This is a genomic window from Paraburkholderia oxyphila NBRC 105797 (genome assembly GCF_000685075.1).
Taxonomy (GTDB): Bacteria; Pseudomonadota; Gammaproteobacteria; order Burkholderiales; family Burkholderiaceae; genus Paraburkholderia; species Paraburkholderia oxyphila.
This window is the reverse complement of sequence record NZ_BAYD01000035.1, coordinates 68436-89193: the sequence shown is the minus strand read 5'-3', so window position 1 is coordinate 89193 and position 20758 is coordinate 68436. Positions and strand designations below refer to the sequence as shown.

General features: G+C 65.0%; 22 protein-coding genes. 11 read left to right on the top strand and 11 right to left on the bottom strand.

The features are described from left to right. Positions 1 to 197 precede the first annotated feature (197 nt). The gene (locus tag BO1_RS52175) at positions 198 to 1475 is read left to right on the top strand and encodes a polyhydroxyalkanoate depolymerase (protein ID WP_043285824.1); all 1278 of its coding nucleotides are present in this window, start codon (positions 198 to 200) and stop codon (positions 1473 to 1475) included. Positions 1476 to 1603: 128 nt separating this feature from the next. Here BO1_RS52175 and BO1_RS21885 read toward each other — a convergent pair whose 3' ends face one another. Next, on the bottom strand, positions 1604 to 2236 hold the full coding sequence (locus BO1_RS21885) for a TetR family transcriptional regulator (protein ID WP_028219382.1): 633 nt from the start codon (positions 2234 to 2236) through the stop codon (positions 1604 to 1606). 359 nt (positions 2237 to 2595) lie between these two features. Between BO1_RS21885 and rsxB the strand changes: the two genes are divergently transcribed. The 3 genes from rsxB (at position 2596) to BO1_RS21870 (ending at position 4834) form a co-directional block, all read left to right on the top strand. Further along, the gene (gene rsxB, locus BO1_RS52170) at positions 2596 to 3573 is read left to right on the top strand and encodes an electron transport complex subunit RsxB (protein WP_084688098.1); all 978 of its coding nucleotides are present in this window, start codon (positions 2596 to 2598) and stop codon (positions 3571 to 3573) included. A 43-nt stretch (positions 3574 to 3616) separates the two neighbouring features. Further along, positions 3617 to 4261: an endonuclease III gene (gene nth, locus BO1_RS21875; RefSeq protein ID WP_028219381.1), complete on the top strand. Its 645-nt coding sequence runs from the start codon at positions 3617 to 3619 to the stop codon at positions 4259 to 4261. A 138-nt stretch (positions 4262 to 4399) separates the two neighbouring features. Continuing rightward, entirely contained in the window at positions 4400 to 4834 is a 435-nt protein-coding gene (locus BO1_RS21870) for a DUF1841 family protein (protein ID WP_028219380.1), read from the top strand. Between the two features lie 176 nt (positions 4835 to 5010). Here the strand turns inward: BO1_RS21870 and BO1_RS21865 are convergent, their stop codons facing one another. Next, complete coding sequence (locus BO1_RS21865) at positions 5011 to 5406, bottom strand: c-type cytochrome (RefSeq protein ID WP_028219379.1); 396 nt, start codon at positions 5404 to 5406, stop codon at positions 5011 to 5013. A 27-nt stretch (positions 5407 to 5433) separates the two neighbouring features. Then, entirely contained in the window at positions 5434 to 5799 is a 366-nt protein-coding gene (locus BO1_RS21860) for a c-type cytochrome (protein WP_028219378.1), read from the bottom strand. A gap of 391 nt (positions 5800 to 6190) precedes the next feature. On the opposite strand from BO1_RS21860, the gene BO1_RS21855 reads away from it, so the two are divergent. The 5 genes from BO1_RS21855 (at position 6191) to BO1_RS21835 (ending at position 11639) form a co-directional block, all read left to right on the top strand. After that, a complete protein-coding gene (locus BO1_RS21855; RefSeq protein ID WP_028219377.1) occupies positions 6191 to 7042 on the top strand; it encodes an AAA family ATPase in 852 nt (283 codons plus the stop codon). A gap of 58 nt (positions 7043 to 7100) precedes the next feature. Further along, positions 7101 to 8273 (top strand): vWA domain-containing protein, encoded by a 1173-nt coding sequence (locus tag BO1_RS21850; RefSeq protein WP_028219376.1) that lies wholly within the window; start codon positions 7101 to 7103, stop codon positions 8271 to 8273. 97 nt (positions 8274 to 8370) lie between these two features. Further along, positions 8371 to 9588, top strand: a complete 1218-nt coding sequence (locus BO1_RS21845; RefSeq protein ID WP_028219375.1) for a benzoate/H(+) symporter BenE family transporter — start codon at positions 8371 to 8373, stop codon at positions 9586 to 9588. A gap of 307 nt (positions 9589 to 9895) precedes the next feature. Continuing rightward, positions 9896 to 10855, top strand: coding sequence for a transaldolase (gene tal, locus BO1_RS21840; protein ID WP_028219374.1), 960 nt, complete (start codon positions 9896 to 9898; stop codon positions 10853 to 10855). Positions 10856 to 11207: 352 nt separating this feature from the next. Then, entirely contained in the window at positions 11208 to 11639 is a 432-nt protein-coding gene (locus tag BO1_RS21835) for a VOC family protein (protein WP_028219373.1), read from the top strand. A 28-nt stretch (positions 11640 to 11667) separates the two neighbouring features. Here the strand turns inward: BO1_RS21835 and BO1_RS52165 are convergent, their stop codons facing one another. The 4 genes from BO1_RS52165 to BO1_RS21815 form a co-directional block, all read right to left on the bottom strand. Beyond that, positions 11668 to 12978, bottom strand: coding sequence for an FUSC family protein (locus BO1_RS52165; protein WP_043285816.1), 1311 nt, complete (start codon positions 12976 to 12978; stop codon positions 11668 to 11670). Between the two features lie 195 nt (positions 12979 to 13173). Further along, positions 13174 to 14724, bottom strand: a complete 1551-nt coding sequence (mctP, locus tag BO1_RS21825; protein ID WP_028219372.1) for a monocarboxylate uptake permease MctP — start codon at positions 14722 to 14724, stop codon at positions 13174 to 13176. After that, on the bottom strand, positions 14721 to 14963 hold the full coding sequence (locus BO1_RS21820; RefSeq protein WP_028219371.1) for a DUF3311 domain-containing protein: 243 nt from the start codon (positions 14961 to 14963) through the stop codon (positions 14721 to 14723). The genes mctP and BO1_RS21820 overlap by 4 nt, the downstream gene beginning before the upstream one ends. Positions 14964 to 15307: 344 nt before the next feature. Continuing rightward, complete coding sequence (locus BO1_RS21815) at positions 15308 to 16243, bottom strand: class I SAM-dependent methyltransferase (protein ID WP_028219370.1); 936 nt, start codon at positions 16241 to 16243, stop codon at positions 15308 to 15310. Between the two features lie 357 nt (positions 16244 to 16600). Here BO1_RS21815 and BO1_RS21810 point away from each other — a divergent pair, with 357 nt between their 5' ends. Together BO1_RS21810 and BO1_RS21805 are read left to right on the top strand one after the other, a co-directional pair. Further along, the gene (locus tag BO1_RS21810; RefSeq protein ID WP_028219369.1) at positions 16601 to 17194 is read left to right on the top strand and encodes a nucleotidyltransferase domain-containing protein; all 594 of its coding nucleotides are present in this window, start codon (positions 16601 to 16603) and stop codon (positions 17192 to 17194) included. After that, positions 17172 to 17606 (top strand): hypothetical protein, encoded by a 435-nt coding sequence (locus tag BO1_RS21805; protein ID WP_245643870.1) that lies wholly within the window; start codon positions 17172 to 17174, stop codon positions 17604 to 17606. The genes BO1_RS21810 and BO1_RS21805 overlap by 23 nt, the downstream gene beginning before the upstream one ends. A 52-nt stretch (positions 17607 to 17658) precedes the next feature. Here the strand turns inward: BO1_RS21805 and BO1_RS21800 are convergent, their stop codons facing one another. From BO1_RS21800 to BO1_RS21785, 4 genes are all read right to left on the bottom strand, one after another. Beyond that, complete coding sequence (locus BO1_RS21800; protein WP_028219367.1) at positions 17659 to 18159, bottom strand: DNA-deoxyinosine glycosylase; 501 nt, start codon at positions 18157 to 18159, stop codon at positions 17659 to 17661. Between the two features lie 32 nt (positions 18160 to 18191). Next, a complete protein-coding gene (locus tag BO1_RS21795) occupies positions 18192 to 18848 on the bottom strand; it encodes a chorismate--pyruvate lyase family protein (RefSeq protein ID WP_028219366.1) in 657 nt (218 codons plus the stop codon). Between the two features lie 128 nt (positions 18849 to 18976). Further along, positions 18977 to 19882 (bottom strand): hypothetical protein, encoded by a 906-nt coding sequence (locus tag BO1_RS21790; RefSeq protein WP_028219365.1) that lies wholly within the window; start codon positions 19880 to 19882, stop codon positions 18977 to 18979. After that, positions 19883 to 20650, bottom strand: coding sequence for a hypothetical protein (locus BO1_RS21785; RefSeq protein ID WP_156992356.1), 768 nt, complete (start codon positions 20648 to 20650; stop codon positions 19883 to 19885). Between the last annotated feature and the right edge of the window lie 108 nt (positions 20651 to 20758).

Here is a 20758-nt window from a genome sequence, read left to right as displayed (position 1 = left end):
CTGGAATTCGCCGGTGGTCAGCTTGTTGATTCCGGCACGAGGATTCTCGTTCGCGCGCGGCAAGCCTTATGCCGCGCCGGTGAACCGGCCGGCCCCAAAGCCGATAAACAGGCTGACCGACCAACTGCTGGCCCGCTTCTGCGCCGCGCATTCCCTGCGCGGCCCGGGGGCGAACCGCCCCTGATGCTGGAGCATCCATGCTCTACCAAATCCGTGAATTTCAGCGCGCCTTGCTGAGCCCGCTTACCGCGTGGGCGCAGGCCGCCTCCAAGTCGTTCTCGAATCCGTCGAGCCCGTTCTCGCTCGTGCCGGGCGCCACGCGCCTCGCCGCGGGCTACGAGTTGCTCTACCGGCTCGGCAAGGACTACGAGAAACCCGAGTTCGATATCCGCCAGATCGAGAAGGACGGCTTCAACATCCCGATCGTCGAGCAGACCATCATCGAAAAGCCGTTCTGCCGGCTGCTGCGCTTCAAGCGCTTTGCCGACGATCCGTCGGCTGTCGCCGCGCTCAAGGACGAGCCCGTGGTGCTCGTGTGCGCACCGCTCTCGGGCCACCATTCGACGCTCCTGCGCGACACCGTGCGCACGCTGCTGCAGGACCACAAGGTCTACATCACCGACTGGATCGACGCGCGCATGGTCCCGCTCGAAGCCGGTCCGTTCCATCTGGACGACTACATCGCGTACATCCAGGAATTCATCCGCCATATCGGCGCGAAGAACCTGCACGTGCTTTCGGTGTGCCAGCCCACGGTGCCGGTGCTCGCGGCCATCTCGCTGATGGCGAGCCGCGGCGAGCCCACCCCGCTCACCATGACGATGATGGGCGGCCCGATCGACGCCCGCCGCTCGCCCACGGCGGTCAATTCGCTCGCCACCGAGCATTCGATGGAATGGTTCGCGAACAACGTGATTCACACGGTGCCCGCCAACTATCCGGGCGAAGGGCGCGCGGTCTATCCGGGCTTCCTGCAGCACGCGGGCTTCGTCGCGATGAATCCGGGCCGTCACACCAGCGCGCACTGGGACTTCTACAAGAGCCTCCTGCGCGGCGACGAAGAGGACGCCGAAGCACATCGCCGTTTCTATGACGAATACAACGCGGTGCTCGACATGGCCGCCGAGTACTACCTCGAGACCATTCGGACGGTGTTCCAGGATTTCAGCCTCGCCGAAGGCACGTGGGACGTCGCCGGCGAGCGCGTACGGCCGCAGGACATCCGCGAGACGGCGCTCTTCACGATCGAAGGCGAGCTCGACGACATCTCGGGATCCGGCCAGACGCGCGCCGCGCACGACCTGTGCACGGGCATCCCGGAGCACGAGAAGCATCACCTGACGGCGGAAAAGTGCGGTCACTACGGCATTTTCTCGGGCCGCCGCTGGCGCACGATCATCTATCCGCAATTGCGCGACTTCATCCGCCAGCATCAACTCACGAAGCGCAATGCGAAGGAAAGCGCCGTAGCCTGATCGGCAACGCTTCAGGGTGCCAACGAAGCGCGTAGCCTGACGCAAAGGTCAACGCGGCACGCAACGCCAAACGCCGCGCTCTGTTCACACAGAGCGCGGCGTTTTTTCATTGGACCGTCAATTGCCGCTCACTTGCGCATCAGGAACGCGAGCAGCATTTCGGTGTTGAGCTGGATGATCTCGGCGCGCTCGGCGCTCGTGCTGAAGTCGCGTCCGAGCGTGGCGTTGAGCGTGTAGCGGTTGGACACGATGTAGTAGCCCATGCCCGAGAGCGTCACGTACAGGCGCAGCGGATCGACGTTCGCGCGAAAGAGCCCCGCTGCCTCGCCGCGCGCGAGGATCGAGCCGAGCGTGGCGACGATCGGCGAGATCATCTCGTGGATGCGCGTGGACTTCTGCATATAGCGCGCCTCGTGCAGGTTCTCGTTGTTCACGAGCCGCAGGAGGTCGGGATGATCGCGGTAGTAGTCCCAAACGAAGTGCGCAAGCCGCGTGATGGCCTCGACAGGTGCGAGCCCGGCGAGGTCGAGTGCGCGTTCGGCTTCGTTCAGCGCACCGAATGCATGCTCCAGCACGGCGGTGAACAACTGCTCCTTGCTGCCGAAGTAGTAGTAGAGCATGCGCTCGTTGGTTTCCGCGCGGCGCGCGATCTGATCGACGCGGGCGCCGAACAGGCCACCGCTTGCGAACTCCTCCGCTGCGGCAAGCAGGATGCGGCGGCGTGTGCCTTCAGGATCTCTTTTGATTTTCGTCTGATTCATGGTGGCAGGATCGCTCGATAGGCGCGCCGCTTACCATTTTGCGCTGCCGGGCCTCTCCTAACCCATCGTGCGGCAGCGTGGCATGGAGCGCGCCGGGTTAATGGACCGACACCCTTCGCTTCCCGATCTTTCTTTGTTTGCAGTCGTCTTGACCCCTCCCCCGACGCTGCGTATTTGACGCCGTCCTGCGGACTCGATCCGATGTCGTGCACGTGGTAGTGCAACTGCGGCAAGCGCGGCCCGAACATTCGAATTAAGCGCTTTGATTATGGCACATGGCCCGCCGATGGCAATGCGGGAAATCGGCGATAATGCGGGCTTTGGCGGCGCGTTTGCGAGCCCGCCCAGACATCGCAACCGTGAACGATTCCAAGACCCTCGCAGATCGCATCGAAGATCTGCTGCCCCAGACGCAATGCACCAAGTGCGGCTACGACGGCTGCAGGCCTTATGCCGAAGCCGTCGCCGCCGGCACCGCCAATTACAACCAGTGCCCACCGGGCGGCGCCGAGGGCGTCGCGCGCCTCGCGAAGCTGCTCGGCAAGCCGGTCATCCCGATCAATCCCGTGAACGGCGTCGAGCGGCCGCGCCCCGTGGCCTTCATCGACGAGCAGCTGTGCATCGGCTGCACGCTGTGCATGCAGGCGTGCCCCGTCGATGCGATCGTCGGCGCGCCCAAGCAGATGCACACCATCGTCAAGGACGAGTGCACGGGTTGCGACCTGTGCGTCGCGCCCTGCCCCGTGGACTGCATCGCGATGATTCCGGTGACCGGCGAGGCAACGGGCTGGGACGCCTGGAGCCAGCAGCAAGCCGATGCGGCACGCGTGCGCCACGACCGCCGTCAGGCGCGGCTCGCCGCCGAGCGCGACGCGGCCGAAGCGCGCGCCGCGGCACGCCGCGCGGCAGCGGCGTCCACGGTTGCCGCAGCGGGCGCGCCCGCTGCCGGGGGCCCGGCCGTTACTGCGGCCGGAACTGCGCCTGCAGGCGCCGACGATGCCGAAGCGAAGAAAAAAGCGATCATCCAGGCCGCGCTCGAGCGCGCGCGCCGCAAGAAGGCGGAGCTGGCCGAGCACGGCGTTGCCCCGCGCAATACCGAGCACGTGAGCGCCGACGTGCAGGCGCAAATCGACGCGGCCGAGGCACGCCGCAAGCGGCTCGGCATTGGCGCCGAAGCCGGTGCGCCAGCGCAAGCTGCCGCCGGCAAAATCGCGGGCGCCGCCACGGCCCCCGCCGCATCCGAACCGAGCGCGCCCAACGCTACGGATGGCGGCCAGCAAGAACGCCCGGGCCGCAGCGAGCACGACAGCCACCCGCACGACGACAAACCCGCCTGAGCCGCATGAACTGCATCAAGCGGACGGCCCTCGCACATCAGTCATGAACGCCACCAAGCGCCGCGCCATCTACGAAACGCTCCAGAGCCTCAACCCGAACCCGACGACCGAGCTGGAGTTCACGACACCCTTCGAACTCCTGATCGCCGTGATGCTCTCCGCCCAGGCCACCGACGTCTCGGTGAACAAGGCGATGCGCAAGATGTTTCCGGTGGCCAACACGCCCCAGACGGTGCTCGCGCTAGGCGAGGAAGGCGTGGCCGATTACATCAGGACGATTGGCCTCTACCGCACCAAGGCGAAGAACGTCATCGCCACCTGCAAGATCCTGATCGAGCAGTATGGCGGCGAGGTCCCCCAGACGCGCGAAGCGCTCGAGGCGCTGCCGGGCGTCGGGCGCAAGACCGCGAACGTGGTGCTCAACACCGCGTTCGGCCATCCGACCATCGCCGTGGACACGCACATCTTCCGCGTCGCCAACCGCACCGGCCTCGCGCCTGGCAAGGACGTAAAGGCCGTGGAAACCGCGCTGGAGAAGGTCACGCCGGCCGAGTTCCGGCAGGACGCGCACCACTGGCTGATCCTGCACGGCCGCTATGTGTGCAAGGCGCGCCGCCCGGAATGCTGGCATTGCGTGATCGAGCCGCTCTGCGAATTCAAGCCGAAGACGCCGCCGCCCGAGCTCTGACGCGCCCGCTGGCGCCCCGGCGCCGGTGCGCGCACGCGCGTAGAATTGCCGTTTGAGCCACCGCATCTGGCGAATTGGCGCCGACTCGGGCCCTCGCTATCCAGCCCTCACCCACGCACGTTTTCAGCACGATTCACGATGTTCAATCCCAGCCGCGACGAAGTCCGCCGCTTTTTCACCGAGACCTGGCGCAAGCAGCGCGCGGGCGAAATCCTCACGCCGCTCGAGGCGATCGCCGCCGACTGGATCGTCGAGCACCCCGAATACCACACGCAGCTCGCCGACGCCGAAGCGGCCGCCGCCGAGGACTATTCGCCCGAGCGCGGCCAGAGCAATCCCTTTTTGCATCTGTCGATGCATCTCGCGATCAGCGAGCAGCTCTCGATCGACCAGCCGCCGGGCATCCGCGCGGCGCACGACCGGCTCGCGGCGCGTCTGGGCTCCACGCACGACGCGCAGCACGCCATCATGGAGTGTCTTGGCGAGACGATCTGGGAGGCGCAGCGCACCAACACGCCGCCCGACACCGACGCTTATCTCGCCCGCATCGAACGGCGTGCCTCGCGCGACTGAGCCGAGGCCGAGCGCTGGCCGCGGTTTTGAGCGGGCATGAAAAAACACCCCGTGCGAGGCGCCTCGGCGCGTCTCACACGGGGTGTTTCGCATTCGCATTTATATTCGCGCGCGAGCGCGCCATGCATATCGCATGACGCCGCCGTCGTCAGGACGCGCATGCGCGCCCGGTGCGCTTACTTTTTCTCGACCAGATCGCCCTTGAGCGATTCGACGTAGGCGGCCAGATCCTTCAGGTCGCGCTCCGAGAGGCTCTGCACCTGCGCCTGCATGATCGGATTGCTGCGGCCGAAGTTCGGGTTGCCGGTGCCCATCTGATACTGGCGCAGCGCCCAATAGATGTAGTCCGCGTGCTGGCCCGCGAGCTTCGGATACTCGGGGCTTACCGGCTTGTTCAGGTTCACGCCGTGGCAGGCCGCGCAGTTGTGGCTGTCGGCGAGCACCTTGCCGTTGGAGGCGTCTGCGGCGTGCGCCGGCTGCAGGGCCACCGCAATCGTGAGCGCTGCGGCGGCGCAAACCCCCGAGGCGGTCTTCAGAAGCGAGGCGCGCTCGGCCGTGTAGGGCTTGTTCATGGATTCTCCTGTCCTGTCCCGTGCCGGTTACTTCTCGGGGTTGTTTTTCGTGGCGGCCGTCTGCGACGAGTAATACGCCGCGATATCGGCGATGTCCTGGTCGGACAACGTCGCCGCGATCGCATGCATCGTCCCGAAGTGGCGGTCGCCCTTCTTGTAGCTGTGCAACGCGTTTTCGATGTATTGCGCGTTCTGGCCGCCCAGGATTGGCACGTGATAGACCTCGGGATAGGCGGTGCGGTAGTCGGGAATACCATGACAGCCGATACACATCGCAACCTTGCCCTGCCCTGCCTTCGCGCTGCCCACGACATCCGCGTGTGCCGTGGCCGCGAAGCCCGCCAGCACTGTCAATGCGCCAAACATGACGTGCTTGCCGACAATTTTTTTCATAGCATCCAACCTGGCTTGAGGGGATTCGAACGCCCGAACCGCAGGCCACGGCCTGCGCCGCATTACTGCTGTTTTACTTTTGGGTCGCCGTGCAGGCCGAAAAAAATCGGTCCGAGTATACCGCGACGCCCCGCCGCACGTCCACCGGGCTAGCGCCGGGGCAATGCCCGCTGACGCCCGCCGGACGGGGCTCGGGCGTGAATGAGAAAATTCGCGAGCGGTCTGGCAGGGTGGCGTGCGGGTCATCCCTGATGTGCCCCACGCGTGTCTCATACACCGCGCGCGAGCCACAAACGAGTGCCGCATCGGGCGGACCCAACGATACGCGAGCGCCCCCCGACCCAACACCCCTTCTGACTTATACTGGGATTTTTTTAGCGAGCGGTTCATCATGCGCGCCACGCGTTTCGAAGGCTCTTCGCAGTATGTCGCCACCGACGACCTCAAGCTCGCGGTCAACGCCGCGATCACCCTCAAACGACCGCTGCTCATCAAGGGCGAGCCCGGCACGGGCAAGACCATGCTGGCCGAGGAAGTGGCGGCGGCGCTCGACATGCCGCTCATGCAGTGGCACATCAAGTCCACCACGAAGGCGCAGCAAGGCCTCTACGAGTACGACGCGGTCTCGCGCCTGCGCGACTCGCAGCTCGGCGACGAGCGCGTGAAGGACATCCGCAACTACATCGTGAAGGGCGTGCTGTGGCAGGCGTTCGAGTCGGAGCAGCAAAGCGTGCTCTTGATCGACGAGATCGACAAGGCCGACATCGAATTCCCCAACGACCTGCTGCGCGAACTCGACCGCATGGAGTTCTACGTGTACGAAACGCGCGAGCTCGTGAAAGCGAAGCAGCGTCCGCTCGTCATCATCACGTCGAACAACGAGAAGGAGCTGCCCGACGCCTTCCTGCGCCGCTGCTTCTTCCACTACATCAGCTTCCCCGACCCGGCCACGATGCAGCGCATCGTCGAGGTGCACTATCCGGGCATCCGCCGCGATCTGCTCAACGCGGCGATGGAAAGCTTCTTCGAGCTGCGCAACGTCGCGGGCCTGAAGAAGAAGCCGTCCACCTCCGAACTGCTCGACTGGCTCAAGCTGCTGCTCGCCGAGGACATTCCGCCCGACGCGCTGCGCGCGGCGGACGGCTCGAAGTCCATGCCGCCGCTCGCCGGCGCGCTGCTCAAGAACGAGCAGGACATGACCCTGTTCGAGCGGCTCATCTACATGAACCGTCACAACCGCTAAGACAACCGCCAGGACAGCCGCAAGGCGCGGAGCACGCTCGCAAGGCCGGAGAACCAGCATGCTGATCGACTTCTTTTACACGCTGCGAGACGCGAAGCTGCCGGTCTCCGTGAAGGAGTACCTCACACTCGTCGAGGCGCTCAAGGAGCGCGTGATCGCGCCCTCGCTCGACGACTTCTATTACCTCGCGCGCATGACGCTCGTGAAGGACGAGCAATACTTCGACCGCTTCGATCAGGCTTTCGGCGCGTACTTCCGCGGCATCGAGAAGAAGTCGGAGCTCGCCTTCGACATTCCCGAAGACTGGCTCAAGAAGCGCCTCGAGCGCGACTTCACGCCCGAGCAGCGCGCGCAGATCGAGGCGATGGGCGGGCTCGACAAGCTCATGGAGCGCCTCAAGGAACTCTTCGAGGAACAGAAGGAGCGCCACGAAGGCGGCAGCAAGTGGATCGGCACGGGCGGCACCTCGCCCTTCGGCAACGGCGGCTACAACCCCGAGGGCATCCGCATCGGCGGCGAAGGCGGCCAGCGCAGCGCCGTGAAGGTGTGGGACGCGCGCGCGTACCGCGACTACGACGACCAGGTCGAGATCGGCACGCGCAACATCAAGGTGGCGCTGCGGCGCCTGCGCCGCTTCGCGCGCGAGGGCGCCGCCGAAGAGCTGGACCTCACCGACACGATCCGCAGCACGGCCGCCAATGCCGGCTGGCTCGACCTCAAGATGGTCCCGGAGCGCCACAACAACGTGAAGGTGCTGATGCTGCTCGACGTGGGCGGCTCGATGGACGATCACATCAAGCGCACCGAGGAGCTCTTTTCGGCCGCGAAGGCCGAGTTCAAGCACCTCGAGTTCTACTACTTCCACAACTGCGTCTACGACTACCTGTGGAAGAACAACCGCCGCCGCCATGCCGAGCGCACGCCCACCTGGGACCTGCTGCACAAGTTCACGCCCGACTACAAGCTCATTTTCGTCGGCGACGCGACCATGAGCCCCTATGAAGTGCTGCAGCCGGGCGGCTCGGTCGAGTACAACAACCCCGAGGCCGGCGCCGTGTGGCTGCGGCGCCTGGCCGACCAGTTCCCGCATTTCGCGTGGCTCAATCCCGAGCCCGAGCGGCTATGGGAGTACCGCCAGTCGGTATCGATCATCCGCGAGATACTCGGGCATCGCATGTATCCGCTCACCGTCGCCGGGCTCGAAACGGCCATGCGCGTGCTGAGCAAATAGCGCCACCGTACCCACGTTTCGCTCAATTTCGCCGCGTAGCCCGCGGCGCGCCGCCAGACCGTTGCGCACACAACCATAAAACGAGGAGATTCCCAGCATGACCGCGCCTTCGTCCCCGGACCTGCCATCGACGTTCCGGCCGGGACCCTTGCGGCCCTTCGCCGACACGTCGGTGGCCACGATCGTCGCGGGCTTCGTCGCGATGATGACCGGCTACACGAGCTCGCTCGTGCTGATGTTCCAGGCCGGCCAGGCCGCGCATCTCTCCCCCGCGCAGATTTCCTCGTGGATCTGGTCGCTTTCGATCGGCATGGGCGTGACCACCATCGGCTTGTCGCTGTGGTATCGCGCGCCCACCGTGATCGCCTGGTCGACGCCGGGCGCGGCGCTCCTGATCAGCTCGCTGCCGCATGTGCCCTATGCCGAGGCCATCGGCGCATACCTCGTCTGCGCGCTGCTGCTTACGGCCGTGGGCGTGACCGGCTGGTTCGACGCGCTCATGAAGCGCGTGCCCGCCGGCATCGCGGCGGCGCTGCTCGCGGGCATCCTGTTCGAGATCGGCATCGAGATCTTTCACGCGGCCCAGGTGCAGACGCCGCTCGTGCTCACGATGTTCTTCGCCTACCTGCTGCTCAAGCGCTGGGTGCCGCGCTATGCGATCGTCGGCACGCTCGTGGTGGGCGTGGCGGCCGCCGCGGTGCTCGGGCTGCTCGACTTCAGCCACTTCCGCGTGGCCGTCGCGAAGCCCGTGTTCACGATGCCCGCGTTCTCCGCTTCGGCGATCGTGAGCATCGGCATTCCGCTCTTCGTCGTGGCGATGGCCTCGCAGAACGTGCCCGGCATCGCCGTGCTGCGCGCCGACGGCTACAACACGCCCTCCTCGCCGCTCATCGCCACGACCGGCATCGCCTCGCTCGTGCTCGCGCCGTTCGGCTCGCACGGCATCAATCTCGCGGCCATCACCGCGGCGATCTGCACCGGGCCGCACGCCCATGAAGACCGCACGAAGCGCTATATGGCCGCCGTCTGGTGCGGCATCTTCTATCTGCTCGCCGGCACCTTCGGCGCGACCATCGCGGCGCTGTTCGCGGCGTTTCCGCCGGCGCTCGTGGTCTCCATCGCGGCGCTCGCGCTGTTCGGCTCGATCATGAGCGGCCTCACCAACGCCATGCAGAACCCCCACGAGCGCGAAGCCGCGCTCGTGACGTTCATGGTGACGGCTTCCGGGCTCACGCTGCTCTCGATCGGGGCGGCGTTCTGGGGACTCGTGGCAGGCGTGCTCACCCAGGTGATCCTGAACGCGCGGCGGGCCTGATGGCGCGGGGATCGGCGATGCATTGGCGATACCACGGCGCGCGTCATCGCACCGCCACCCGATCCGCCATAAAATGATGGCGTACGCCGTGCCCACCGGCACGGCATCGCGCGCCGCCCGCGCTCCGTCCCCGTCCCTGCGGACGACGGTGTCCGGTGCGGCGACGCAGCGCCCCTTCGCGTTTTGAGGCGTTTTCAGGCGTTCTGCATTTCGCGTTTCGCCCTTCGTGCCAGGAGCCAGCGGCTCGGGCGCGCGAGGCCGTTCAACTCCTACCGACGCCGGCGCGTATGCGCCCACAAGGCCTGACATGACTACCGCACTCGATCAGCTCAAGCAGTACACCACCGTCGTCGCCGATACGGGCGACTTCCAGCAGTTCGTCCAGTACAAGCCGCAGGACGCGACCACGAACCCGTCGCTGATCCTCAAGGCCGTGCAGAAGGCCGAGTACCGGCCGCTGCTCGAAAAAACCGTGCGCGATCACGCGAGCGAATCGGTCGAATCGATCATCGACCACCTGCTGGTCGCCTTCGGCACCGAGATCCTCAAGATCATCCCGGGCCGCGTCTCGACCGAAGTGGACGCACGCCTCTCGTTCGACACGAAGAAGTCGATCGACAAGGCGCATCACATCATCGACCTGTACAAGCAGGCCGGCATCCCGCGCGAGCGTGTGCTGATCAAGCTCGCCTCCACGTGGGAAGGCATCCGCGCAGCTGAAGTGCTGCAAAAGGACGGCATCCGCTGCAACATGACGCTGCTGTTCTCGCTCGCGCAGGCCGCCGCGTGCGCCGAAGCGGGCGCGCAGCTGATCTCGCCGTTCGTCGGCCGCATCTACGACTGGTACAAGAAGGCCAAGGGCGCAGACTGGGACGACGCGAAGGACGGCGGCGCGAACGATCCGGGCGTGCAATCGGTGCGCAAGATCTACGCGTACTACAAGAAGTTCGGCTACACGACCGAGGTGATGGGCGCGAGCTTCCGCAACACCAGCCAGATCGTCGAGCTGGCCGGCTGCGACCTGCTCACGATCAGCCCGGATCTGCTGCAGAAGCTGCAGGACAGCACGGAGAAGGTCGAGCGCAAGCTCGTGCCGGAAGCGTTCAAGGACGCGCAGATCGAGCGCGTGGCCGTGGACGAACCGTCGTTCCGCTTCCAGCTCAACGAAGACGCGATGGCGACGGAGAAGCTCGCTGAAGGCATCCGCGCATTCGCCGCCGACGCGATCAAGCTCGAAAAGATGATCGAGGAGCTGCGCGGGCGGTAAGCGCGAAGCCACCAACAGACCTCCGCCGGGGCCGCACACGTACCGTGTGCGGCCCTTTTTGCATGCCACACCTGAACAGCGCGCCCCCCAATTTTCCGGCGGCAAGCAGCGCAAACTCCATTCCCGTCTGCGCTCTCGCAAACCCTGACGACACCTGCCCCCAAAAAGTGCATGCGGTCATCCGGAGCGCCTAGAATCAGGGGCAGCGGCGCAACATGCCGCCCCACCCCGGCCCCGCCCTGCCGCGCAGCATCACCCAAGCCGCGCGGCGCTCCTTCATTGGGCCGGCCAGCCAACCTGGGACCGCCCACCGCGGGATCGCCCGGCGGTCCAGTGCGCAAGGAAATTGACGATGCAAATCCAGCCCTACCTGTTCTACAACGGCACCTGCGAAGAGGCGATCGCGTTCTATCGCGAGGCGCTCGGCGCGCAGGAGCTGTTCAAGATGCGCTTCAAGGACGCGCCACCGAACCCCGAGCAGCCGATGCCGCCCGAATTCGCCGAAAAAATCATGCACGCGACGATCCAGGTCGGCGACGCGCAGCTCATGATGTCCGACGGCGGATGCATGACCCATCACGATAAATTCCTCGGTTTCAGCGTCTCGCTCACGGCCCCTGACGCCGCCACCGCGCAGCGCTACTTCGACGCGCTCGCCAAGGGCGGCCAGGTCACGATGCCGTTCGGCAAAACCTTCTGGTCACCCGGCTTCGGCATGCTGGCCGACAAGTTCGGCGTGCCGTGGATGGTCAGCGCGCCGCCGCTCGAAAGCCCCGCTGCCTGAGCATCGCCATCACGTTTGCGCGCGCGCGTCACACCATGCGGTGCATATGGGCGCGTTCGATGTTCCATCTCGGCTCGGTTTCGAGGAGCAAGGCACGCAGTTGCCCCACCTGCTCCTCGAAGCGCTGTTCGAGCCAGTAAGGCCCCTGCATTTCCGGTGCGAGCGGCGCGGCGCCCTGCGCCAGCGGCGCAGCACACGGCAGCCCCGCTGGCACACTTTCCGGGACCGCGCCCGGCACGCCGCCGCCTGCCCCACCCAAGCCACCGAAGCCACCGAAGCCACCCAGGCCACCCAGGCCACCCGAGGCGGCCTCGAGCGCGCCCGCCCGCAATGCACGCGCCGCCGCCTCCGGATGCCGCGTGCCGCCAAAGCGCAGTGCCCGCGCCGTCGCCAGCAGCGCTTCGCGCACGCACGCGCTGCGCCCCGCGAAGGCCACCCGCACGAGCCGCTGCTCGGAGTTTCCGAGGCCCGTCGACATCATCTCCAGCGAGCTCAGCAGCGAGCGGTGCAGGCGCTGCACCTGCTCGAGCCGCGCGAGCGGCACGTCGATCTCTTTCGCTACCGAAGGCATCAGCGCGCGCAGCTGCACGAGCCGCGCATTCAGACGCCGGAAAGTCTCAACCTGCGCGTCGGGGTCCACGTGCGCCCCGCTCACCACCTGTGCATAGACACACGCAATCTCGCGCAGATTGTCGGCGAGCCGGTAGCGCCACGAATAGGTGGCGTGCAGCGGCAGCGCGAACGAAAACGCCAGCGCGATCACGATGCCGATCATCACATTGAGCGTGCGCCACAGGCCCGTGTCGATGAGGTTGTCGCCGTGGCCCGCGACGATGCACATCGTGATGGCCGTGAGCAGCGGCACATAGCCCGCCTTGCCGATCGCGTAATAGCTGCACACGGCCGCGACGATGGCCATGAGCGAGTACGTGAGCCACGTGAAGCCCGTCACCGCCTGCACGACGATCAGCGTGAGGCCGATCAGCGCGCCGAGCACGGTGCCGAGCGCGCGCTCGGCGGCCTTCTTGCGGATGTTGCCATGATGCTGGAGGCCGCCGATCACCACGAGCAGCGTGACCGACGCCCAGATGCCGTGCGGGATGTCGATGCCCGTGGTGGCGAAGATCGACACGAGCATCGCGAGCCCGACGCGCACGCCGTGAATGATCCCGGCGTTGCGGTAGCGGTAGAACGGCGAGGTGAGCGCGCGCCAGAGGCGCGCCACGCGCGAGCGCCGGCGTACGGGCTTGCTGCGGCCGGCGGCGCGCGTGCCCTGGCGCGACGCGTCGCCGGTGGCGGCGGAGGATGCGGTGTCGGTGTCGTGGTCGGACGAAGCCATGGCGCGCTCGAAGCCTGCTGGACGTGACGCAAGTGGGCGGAGAATCGGCAAAAGAGCCGGGAACGGCGCCTCCCAGGAGGTTCGTCCCTGCAAGCATCGTGCACCAGAAAAACAAATGCCCGCAACCATGACGTTGCGGGCATTGCGTGTGAAGCTGGCCGCGCGCGCAAGGCCAAGGCCCTGGCGCGCACCGGATCAGCTTTCGATCGGGTCGAGATAGTCCTCGGGGCGCGTGCGGTCCTCGCCCTTTTGCATGCCGACCAGATGCACGAGCACCGACACCACCACCGAGACCACGAGGTTCACGACCAGCGACCAGACCGCCGCGTAGCCCGGCACGTCCATGCCGAACAGATGCACGACGAAGATCGAGCCCTTGAGGTGCAGCGAGATGGCCATCCACGTGCCGGTGGCGATGCCCGCCGCCCAGCCGAGCAGCAGGCCGCGCCAGTCGAGCATGCGCGTGTAGAGGCCGAGCACGATGGCGGGCAGCGTCTGGATGATCCAGATCCCGCCGAGCAGCTGCAGCTGAATCGCGTACGTGAGCGGCAGGCCCAGGATGAACGCCACCGCGCCCACTTTCACGATCAGCGAGACCAGCTTGGCGACATTGGTCTCCTGCTCGTGATTCATGTTGCGGTTGATGAACTCCTTGTGGATGTTGCGCGTGTAGAGGTTGGCGGCCGCGATCGACATGATTGCCGCCGGCACCAGCGCGCCGATGCCGATGGCCGCAAACGCCACGCCCACGAACCACGACGGGAAGTACTGCAGGAACAGCGCCGGCACCGCGAAGTTCGGGCCGAAGGCCTTGAAGTACGGCGCGTACTGCGGCATGTCCTTCACGCCCGAGGCGAGCGCCATATAGCCGAGCAGCGCGAGCAGGCCGAGCACGAGCGAGTACGCGGGCAGCATGGCCATGTTGCGGCGGATGGCGTTGCCCGACGAGGACGAGAGAATCGCCGTGACCGAGTGCGGATACAGGAACAGCGCAAGCGCCGAGCCCACCGCGAGAGTCGCATAGGCGCTATAGCCGTTCAGGCTCGAAGCATCCGGGGCCTTGAGCAGCAACTTGGCCGGCGGCACCGCGCCGAAGATGTGACCGAAGCCGCCCATCTGCGCGGGAATCACGATAATGGCCACGATGATCGTGATGTAGATGAGCACGTCCTTCACCACGGCGATCATGGCCGGCGCGCGCAGGCCCGAAGTGTAGGTGTAGGCCGCGAGAATCGCGAACGCGATGATGAGCGGCAGGTCGCCGACGAAGCCCGTGGTGTCGAAGCCGAGCGCGCCAATCACCACTTCGATACCCACCAGTTGCAGCGCGATATACGGCATGGTCGCAACGATGCCGGTGAGCGCGATGGCGAGCGCGAGCATGCGGCTGCCGTAGCGCGCGCTCACGAAGTCGGCCGAGGTGACGTAGCTGTGACGCTTGGCGATGGCCCAGAGTTTCGGGAACACCACGAACGCAAACGGATAGATCAGGATCGTGTAGGGCAGCGCGAAGAAGCCCGTTGCGCCCGCACCGAACACGAGCGCCGGCACCGCCACGAAGGTGTAGGCCGTATAGAGATCGCCGCCGAGCAGGAACCACGTGACGATGGTGCCGAAGCGCCGGCCGCCGAGACCCCACTCGTCGAGATGGGCGAGGTCGCCCTTGCGCCAGTGCGCAGCGAGGAAGCCGACGATCGTGACGCCGATGAACAACAGGACGAAGACGAAAGTTGCGATGACGTTCATTGCGCGCCCCCTGCCTTGCCGGCGCCCTTCGAACCGTCCTTGGTCTTGAAGTAGACGAGCGCGGTGATGACGGCACTGATCAGCACCCAGAGCAACTGATACCAGTAGAAATACGGGAAGTCCCACAGCGTGGGCTCGACCTTGTTGTACGACGGCACCCAGATCATCGCGATCCAGGGCAAGAGCAACAACCAAAGCCAGTGCTTGCTGGCTTTCCCGGTGTCGGCGTCGTGAGCCATGACGTCTCCTCGTTACTTATGTAGTTATGGGGATTTTGATGCGGTCCACCGCCCGATATGAGGCGGTCCCTGGCCAGCGAGATCGTGCCTCGCAAGGTCCCCGAAAGCGCAGAAAAGAGTAGCGAGGCCACGGCGGCGGGTCAAGAAGGGCGGACCCCAATTTAGACCACGTTGTCAAGGTACAACTGGCACTGCGTTTGATTTGAAATTGTCAGCAATTAGAAAGCTTGTTATGCAAGCCGAAAAAAGACCGGCGCCATCGAAGCTGGGGCCGGTCTTTCCTTTACTCGCGCACCCGGCATCCGCCGGCGCGCCGATCGATGCAACGCCTTGCGGCGCTGGCGTCAGATCGCGAACGTTTCGCCGTTCTTGCCGTTCTTGCCGCTCTTGCTGTGTTCGGCGTCGGCCTCGCGCAGCGACTTCACCCACTGGTGCGCCGGCAAGCCGAGCTTGCTTTCCAGCAGGCGCGCGCGCTTGTCGAGCGCCGCCCAGCTCACCTCGAGCGCCGGGCCCGAGAACGCCAGCGCGATGCGGTTGCCATCGTGCACCTCGGGCAGCGCGATCACACGGCCGTCGAACGCTTCCTTCAGGCGCTTCATGTTGCGCACGTAGCTCGGGTGGTCGCCGAACAGGTTGATGGTGGCGACGCCCGCATCGGCGAGGCACGCGCGCGCCGCGCGATAGAACGCCACGCTGTCGAGCACCGGACCGCGCGCGGTCGCGTCGTAGATATCGATCTGCAGCGCGCCGATCGTGCCGTGGTTCGCGCGGTCGTGCACGAAGTCCCACGCGTCGAGTTCACGCACGGCGAGGCGCGCGTCGTCTTGCGGCATCTCGAACATCGTGCGCGCGGCCACCACGACGGCCGGGTTCAGCTCGATCGCCTCGACCTTCGCGGGACGCAGATAGCGATGCGCGAACTTGGTCAGCGAAGCGGCGCCCAGACCCAGTTGCACGATGCGTGCGGGCGTGGCGAGGAACAGCAGCCAGGCCATCATCTGCTGGGCGTATTCGAGCTCGATGTGCTGCGGCTTCGAGAGACGCATCGCGCCCTGGACCCACTCGGTGCCGAAGTGCAGATAGCGCACGCCGCCCTCTTCCGAGAACGTCACGGGCGCAAAGCGCGGCTTGCGCGGCGCTTCGATGACCGGGGCGTTGTCGAGCCCGGCGTCGGCCTGCTCCGAGGCGGCCTTGCGGGTCTTCGCTGCGTTGGCGGTCTTGCTGCGGGTCTTGCTGAATGCACGCGCTTCGGCCGAAGCGCGCTTGATGAGATTCGTCATGTAAAGATGTCTTGCTTGTAGGGAGCAGATGCAGATGCGAAATCCGATGCGTTTTCGCGGTGCAAAATCGCTTGCGAATTCAGACGCAAATGCGCGGGCGACCGAGAGCATAGCATTCGTGGCGCATCGGGCAGGATTTGGGCGGCAAGGCGCGGTGGTGAAGGTCGTCGGTGCATAGGCAGGACTACTGGAGGGCATACGGAGGATGAGAAAGCGCTGCTCGTGCGCCTGAGAATGCCCCTGCGCGCATTGCCCGGCGATATCGCTGCGGACTACATCTGCAGCGTGGCTCATCAACGAGCTAAAATCTGGCTCGATCGTGCTAGATATTAGCTCGATTGTGCTAGTATCCATTTCATGACAAAACTCGGCGACGCCCTTTTCTCCAATGCGCAGCAACCCATTTTGGCTTGCCTGTTTGGACGGCCCGAGCAGTGGTTTCACGTCAAGGAATTGATCCGGCTGACGAGTCTGGGCAGTGCCAGCGTCCAACGCGAACTGAGTCGCCTCGAAAGAGGTGGGCTCATCGAAACACGACGCATCGCCAACCTCAAGCAGGTTCGGGCCTTCGCAGGCAGCCCCATCTTCAGCGAGTTGCGTCTCATCGTCCTCAAAACCTTCGGGGTCGTGGAGGTACTCCGCGAAGCGCTGTCCCCGCTTGCTTCAGAAATAAAATTCGCCTTTGTGTACGGCTCAGTCGCCCAAGGCAGCGACCACTCCGACAGCGATGTCGACGTGATGTTGGTCAGCGAAACGCTCGCCTATGTACAGATCATGGCTGCGCTCGAGTCAGCCGAAAGACAGCTAGGCCGCACAGTCCAGATTACCCAGTACACTCCCGAAGAGTTTCTCGAACGCAAGCGCAAGGGCCACCCCTTCCTCACGGAAGTGCTGCGCCAAGCGAAGCTGATGGTAACAGGAACCGAGGATGACGTTGACCACCTTGGATAACCTCGTACGCATCGGAAAACTAAAACCTTTTCCGCCGAACCGAGGCGAATTCGAACAGTTACCTGGCCTCGCTCGAACCTTGCTCGACACCGTCGCAAGCAGTAGCGGGATGGCAACCGAGAGCCAGTTCATTCTCGCCTACGATGCGGCTCACGCCGCATCACGCGCCGCATTACGGGCTCACGGATACCGGAGCGACGACAGGTACCTGGTCTTTCAGTGCCTCGAGCACACGATCGGTTGGCCAACCGGGAAATGGCGCGTACTGGATACCTGTCATCGAAGGCGCAATGCGGCCGAATACGAGGGCAACATAGATCTTCCAGCGAGTCTGACCGCCGAGCTCGTTCGGCTCACTGCTGAACTCATTGGTACCGTATCTCAGCTCGAGCACCTGCTGCCGTCATCCTGATACTGCTTCGCGGTGCGTACTCGCGCAACGAAGCGAAGGACAGAGCGTCGAGTCATTCCGCCAAATACTCTCGCAGTCGATGCCAGTCGACCAACTTCTCCTGATAGGAAACCGCCGCGTAGGCCGGACTGCTCGACGGCAATCGGATGAGCCGATAGCGATCGCCCCTCTCCCCCAGCACCCGCACCCCAATCTTTTCCGCCGTTCCACCATTGAACGCGATAGCGACCAGCTTCGGCAACGTTTCGACAAGCGCAACCAGGTCGTTACTCGCATGGTTGCGAATGCGGCTGTCCAGGCTGCCGATCCGTTGGGCCTCCGCCACGACGTCCCACAACCCGATGCGATGCTCGAGCAACGTTTGCAGCCGCGCGTCGTACCCCATCGCGGGAAGATCCTCGCCGATCACCTCGCCCACCAGATGCCAAAACCGGTTCTGCTTATGCGCGTAGTACTGCTGATGCGCGAGCGACGCCTCGCCCGGCAAGCTGCCGAGAATCAGCACGTGCGTATGCGCGTCGACGACGGGTGCGAAGCAACGCTTGAGACTCATCGGCGAGGGCTCGCTGGCTGGGACGACGACGCTCATCGCACCGCCTGATGCGACGAATGTGAGGCCCGCGAGGCAGTATGGCCGAGCGGCCCGCGCTCGCGCGCCGAATGCGCGGGCAACGCCGGCTGCGCATCGCGCGCGAGGCGCGCCCATAACGCAGGCAGCATGCATTCGGTCACGAGCAGCGGCGCGCCGTGGCGCTCGAACACGGAACGTCGCGCGACGAACCCATGCGGCACGTGCCCGTGCGTTTCGAGCGCGGCAAGCGCATGCAGCGGATGCCGCGCGCTCACGCGCCGGCTCACGAGCGCCGAGCGCGCGACGCCGCTGTCGGTGTAGAGCAACTCCGCAAGCGGACGCGTGCGCAGGCGGCGCATGGCCTGCCAGATACCGTGGCTCGCCACGAGCGGCGTCACGCTGTGCGCGGCCACGAATGGCACGCCGTCGACTTCGAGCACGATCTCGCGCAACCACGCCCGTTCGCGCGGCGCGAGGCCGAGTGCGGCGCATTCGTCGGGCCAGGGCATGTCGACGGCTTCGCGCGTCACGCGCACCACGACGTGGCCGAGCGCGCGCAGATGCGCGGTAAGCGAACCGCCGCGCGTGAGCCAGTCTTTCTGATCGGCGCTGAAGGCCGCGAGGGGCGCGGCGCGCCAGTGCGCGTCGGCGGCATCGAATCGGATGGGCATGGCGCGCATTATAGGCCGCGCATAGGCCGACGTGCCGGGAGACTCGCCGCTCGCGTTCCGGGTACGCTCAGCCGGCGAACTCAGCGCTGTTCCATGGCGCGAGTCCCCCAGCGTCTACCAGCAACACGCTAATGGAGCGAGGCTCGGGTCGACGCTTCAATGGCTTGCTCGACGGACGTGAGCGCAAAGCGCGCCGGGTTGACGTCGCCATCGAACGCATCGATCAAGCGCATCGAAAATTCGCGAGGATCGTTGGCCGGAACCTGCAGCGGCTTGCCTGGCCTCCCTGAAACGATCATTACCACGACGTGACTATCGTCGCCGAAATGAATCTGCAGAAGCCAGCGCCGCCGCCCCTCCTGCAAATAGAGATCGAGCCAGTTGGGTTCGGTCTGCTCCCATCGGCTGGTCAAATTCGAACGATGAAAGAATGCTGAAAGACGCCCCCAGAGACTTTGATGCGCTCTCAGGACGTGATCGACCTCCAGGGCGAATTTTTGCCAGCGGAGCAGGACATCCGGAATGCGCGCTTCGCGTGCGTCGTCTGGGCACGAGAGAAGGCCGCTTTCCTCAATGAGCGTGCGGGGCGAGTGCGCTTGCACCATACCGCCACTCGTCGGTTGGAGCCGCCTTTCGAGATACGCACCGCCAGAACCTTCGAGCATGCCCTTGAGACGCGATTGCGTATCCTGCGCACCCATCGCCCTCCCGACTGTGGGTGGGTTATCGAGCAGTTCGCGATCAGAGGGGCGATACGCGTGAAACCATTGCAGCGGCTTGAAGTTGTCGTTACGCGCCTCGCTCTCGTCGAACGACGGCCCCGCTGATCTCAGCGCGCAAACAAGACGCCCGGTCTGCGTTTCGTCTTCCAGCAACGCGGCAAGACGCTCCATGGCGAGCGAGCGGCTGGCTTCATCGCACAAGCCGCCGTCGACGCCGAGAAATGCGAACAACGTTCGCGTTTCCTCGACGGAAAACTGCGGTGCTGCGAAATCGTGTCGCTCGACTCCTCGGTCGCGTTCGTTGCCAGTCATTCAACTCTCCAAAACCAGGCGCCGATCATCGTGGGTGGCGCAGAACCGTCTACCCGCCTCGTCGTCCATATAAAAGTACTCGCCAGGCATGGGGCGCCGGCAAGGCGATATGTACCGCTTCGGATTGCGGATACGCGTCATGACACAGCGCTTGCCGTAAAATTCGATCAGCTTGCGTCCGCCTTTAGGATCCGCATGCAGAAAAACGGCAGCGTCGTCGTCGAGATCGAGGCGCATCTGAATGGCGGTGTCGATAAGCGCCCTGGCGACGCCCGCGACCGGGTCTAAACGCATGGTGACATTGAATTCCACCGGCGCGTCCGCGAGATACCAGACAAACCCCATTTTCGACCGATCTCCCTGCACGGGCGAGCCATAGGCAGGCACGGCTGTCAGAAGGCCAATCGGGATTCCGCCGTTGGTGTCGGACAATTCCAGGCACCACGCGTGAGCCTGCTCGCGCGCACTTGAAAGCGGCCGTAGATAGTTGTGACACTTGGCCAGCAGGAAAATTCGCTCCCAATCCCAGCCAACGTCGGCCCGAATGGCGCCGAGATCAATTCCGGCAGGATGAAGCCAATCGACGGGAACGGATGCCGGCCACTCGTCGTACAGCGCCTTGATCAAGGGCTGAACATGGCGATTCCAGTACCTGACATCGGCCGAAGCCATTTGCCGGATATTAATGAGGCAGGAGGCCGTGCGGCTGTCCTGGCTGCCGAAGGACGGCAGGCTTTTCAAAGGACGTTTGAGTGTGTTCAGGGCCATTGCGCAGTCCATGGATGCATTACGCGGTACGCGAATGCATCCATCCTCAACGCTCAGAACCCCTGCACAAAACCAGAAAATTCCGAAAAATGCCGCCCGCGTACGCTA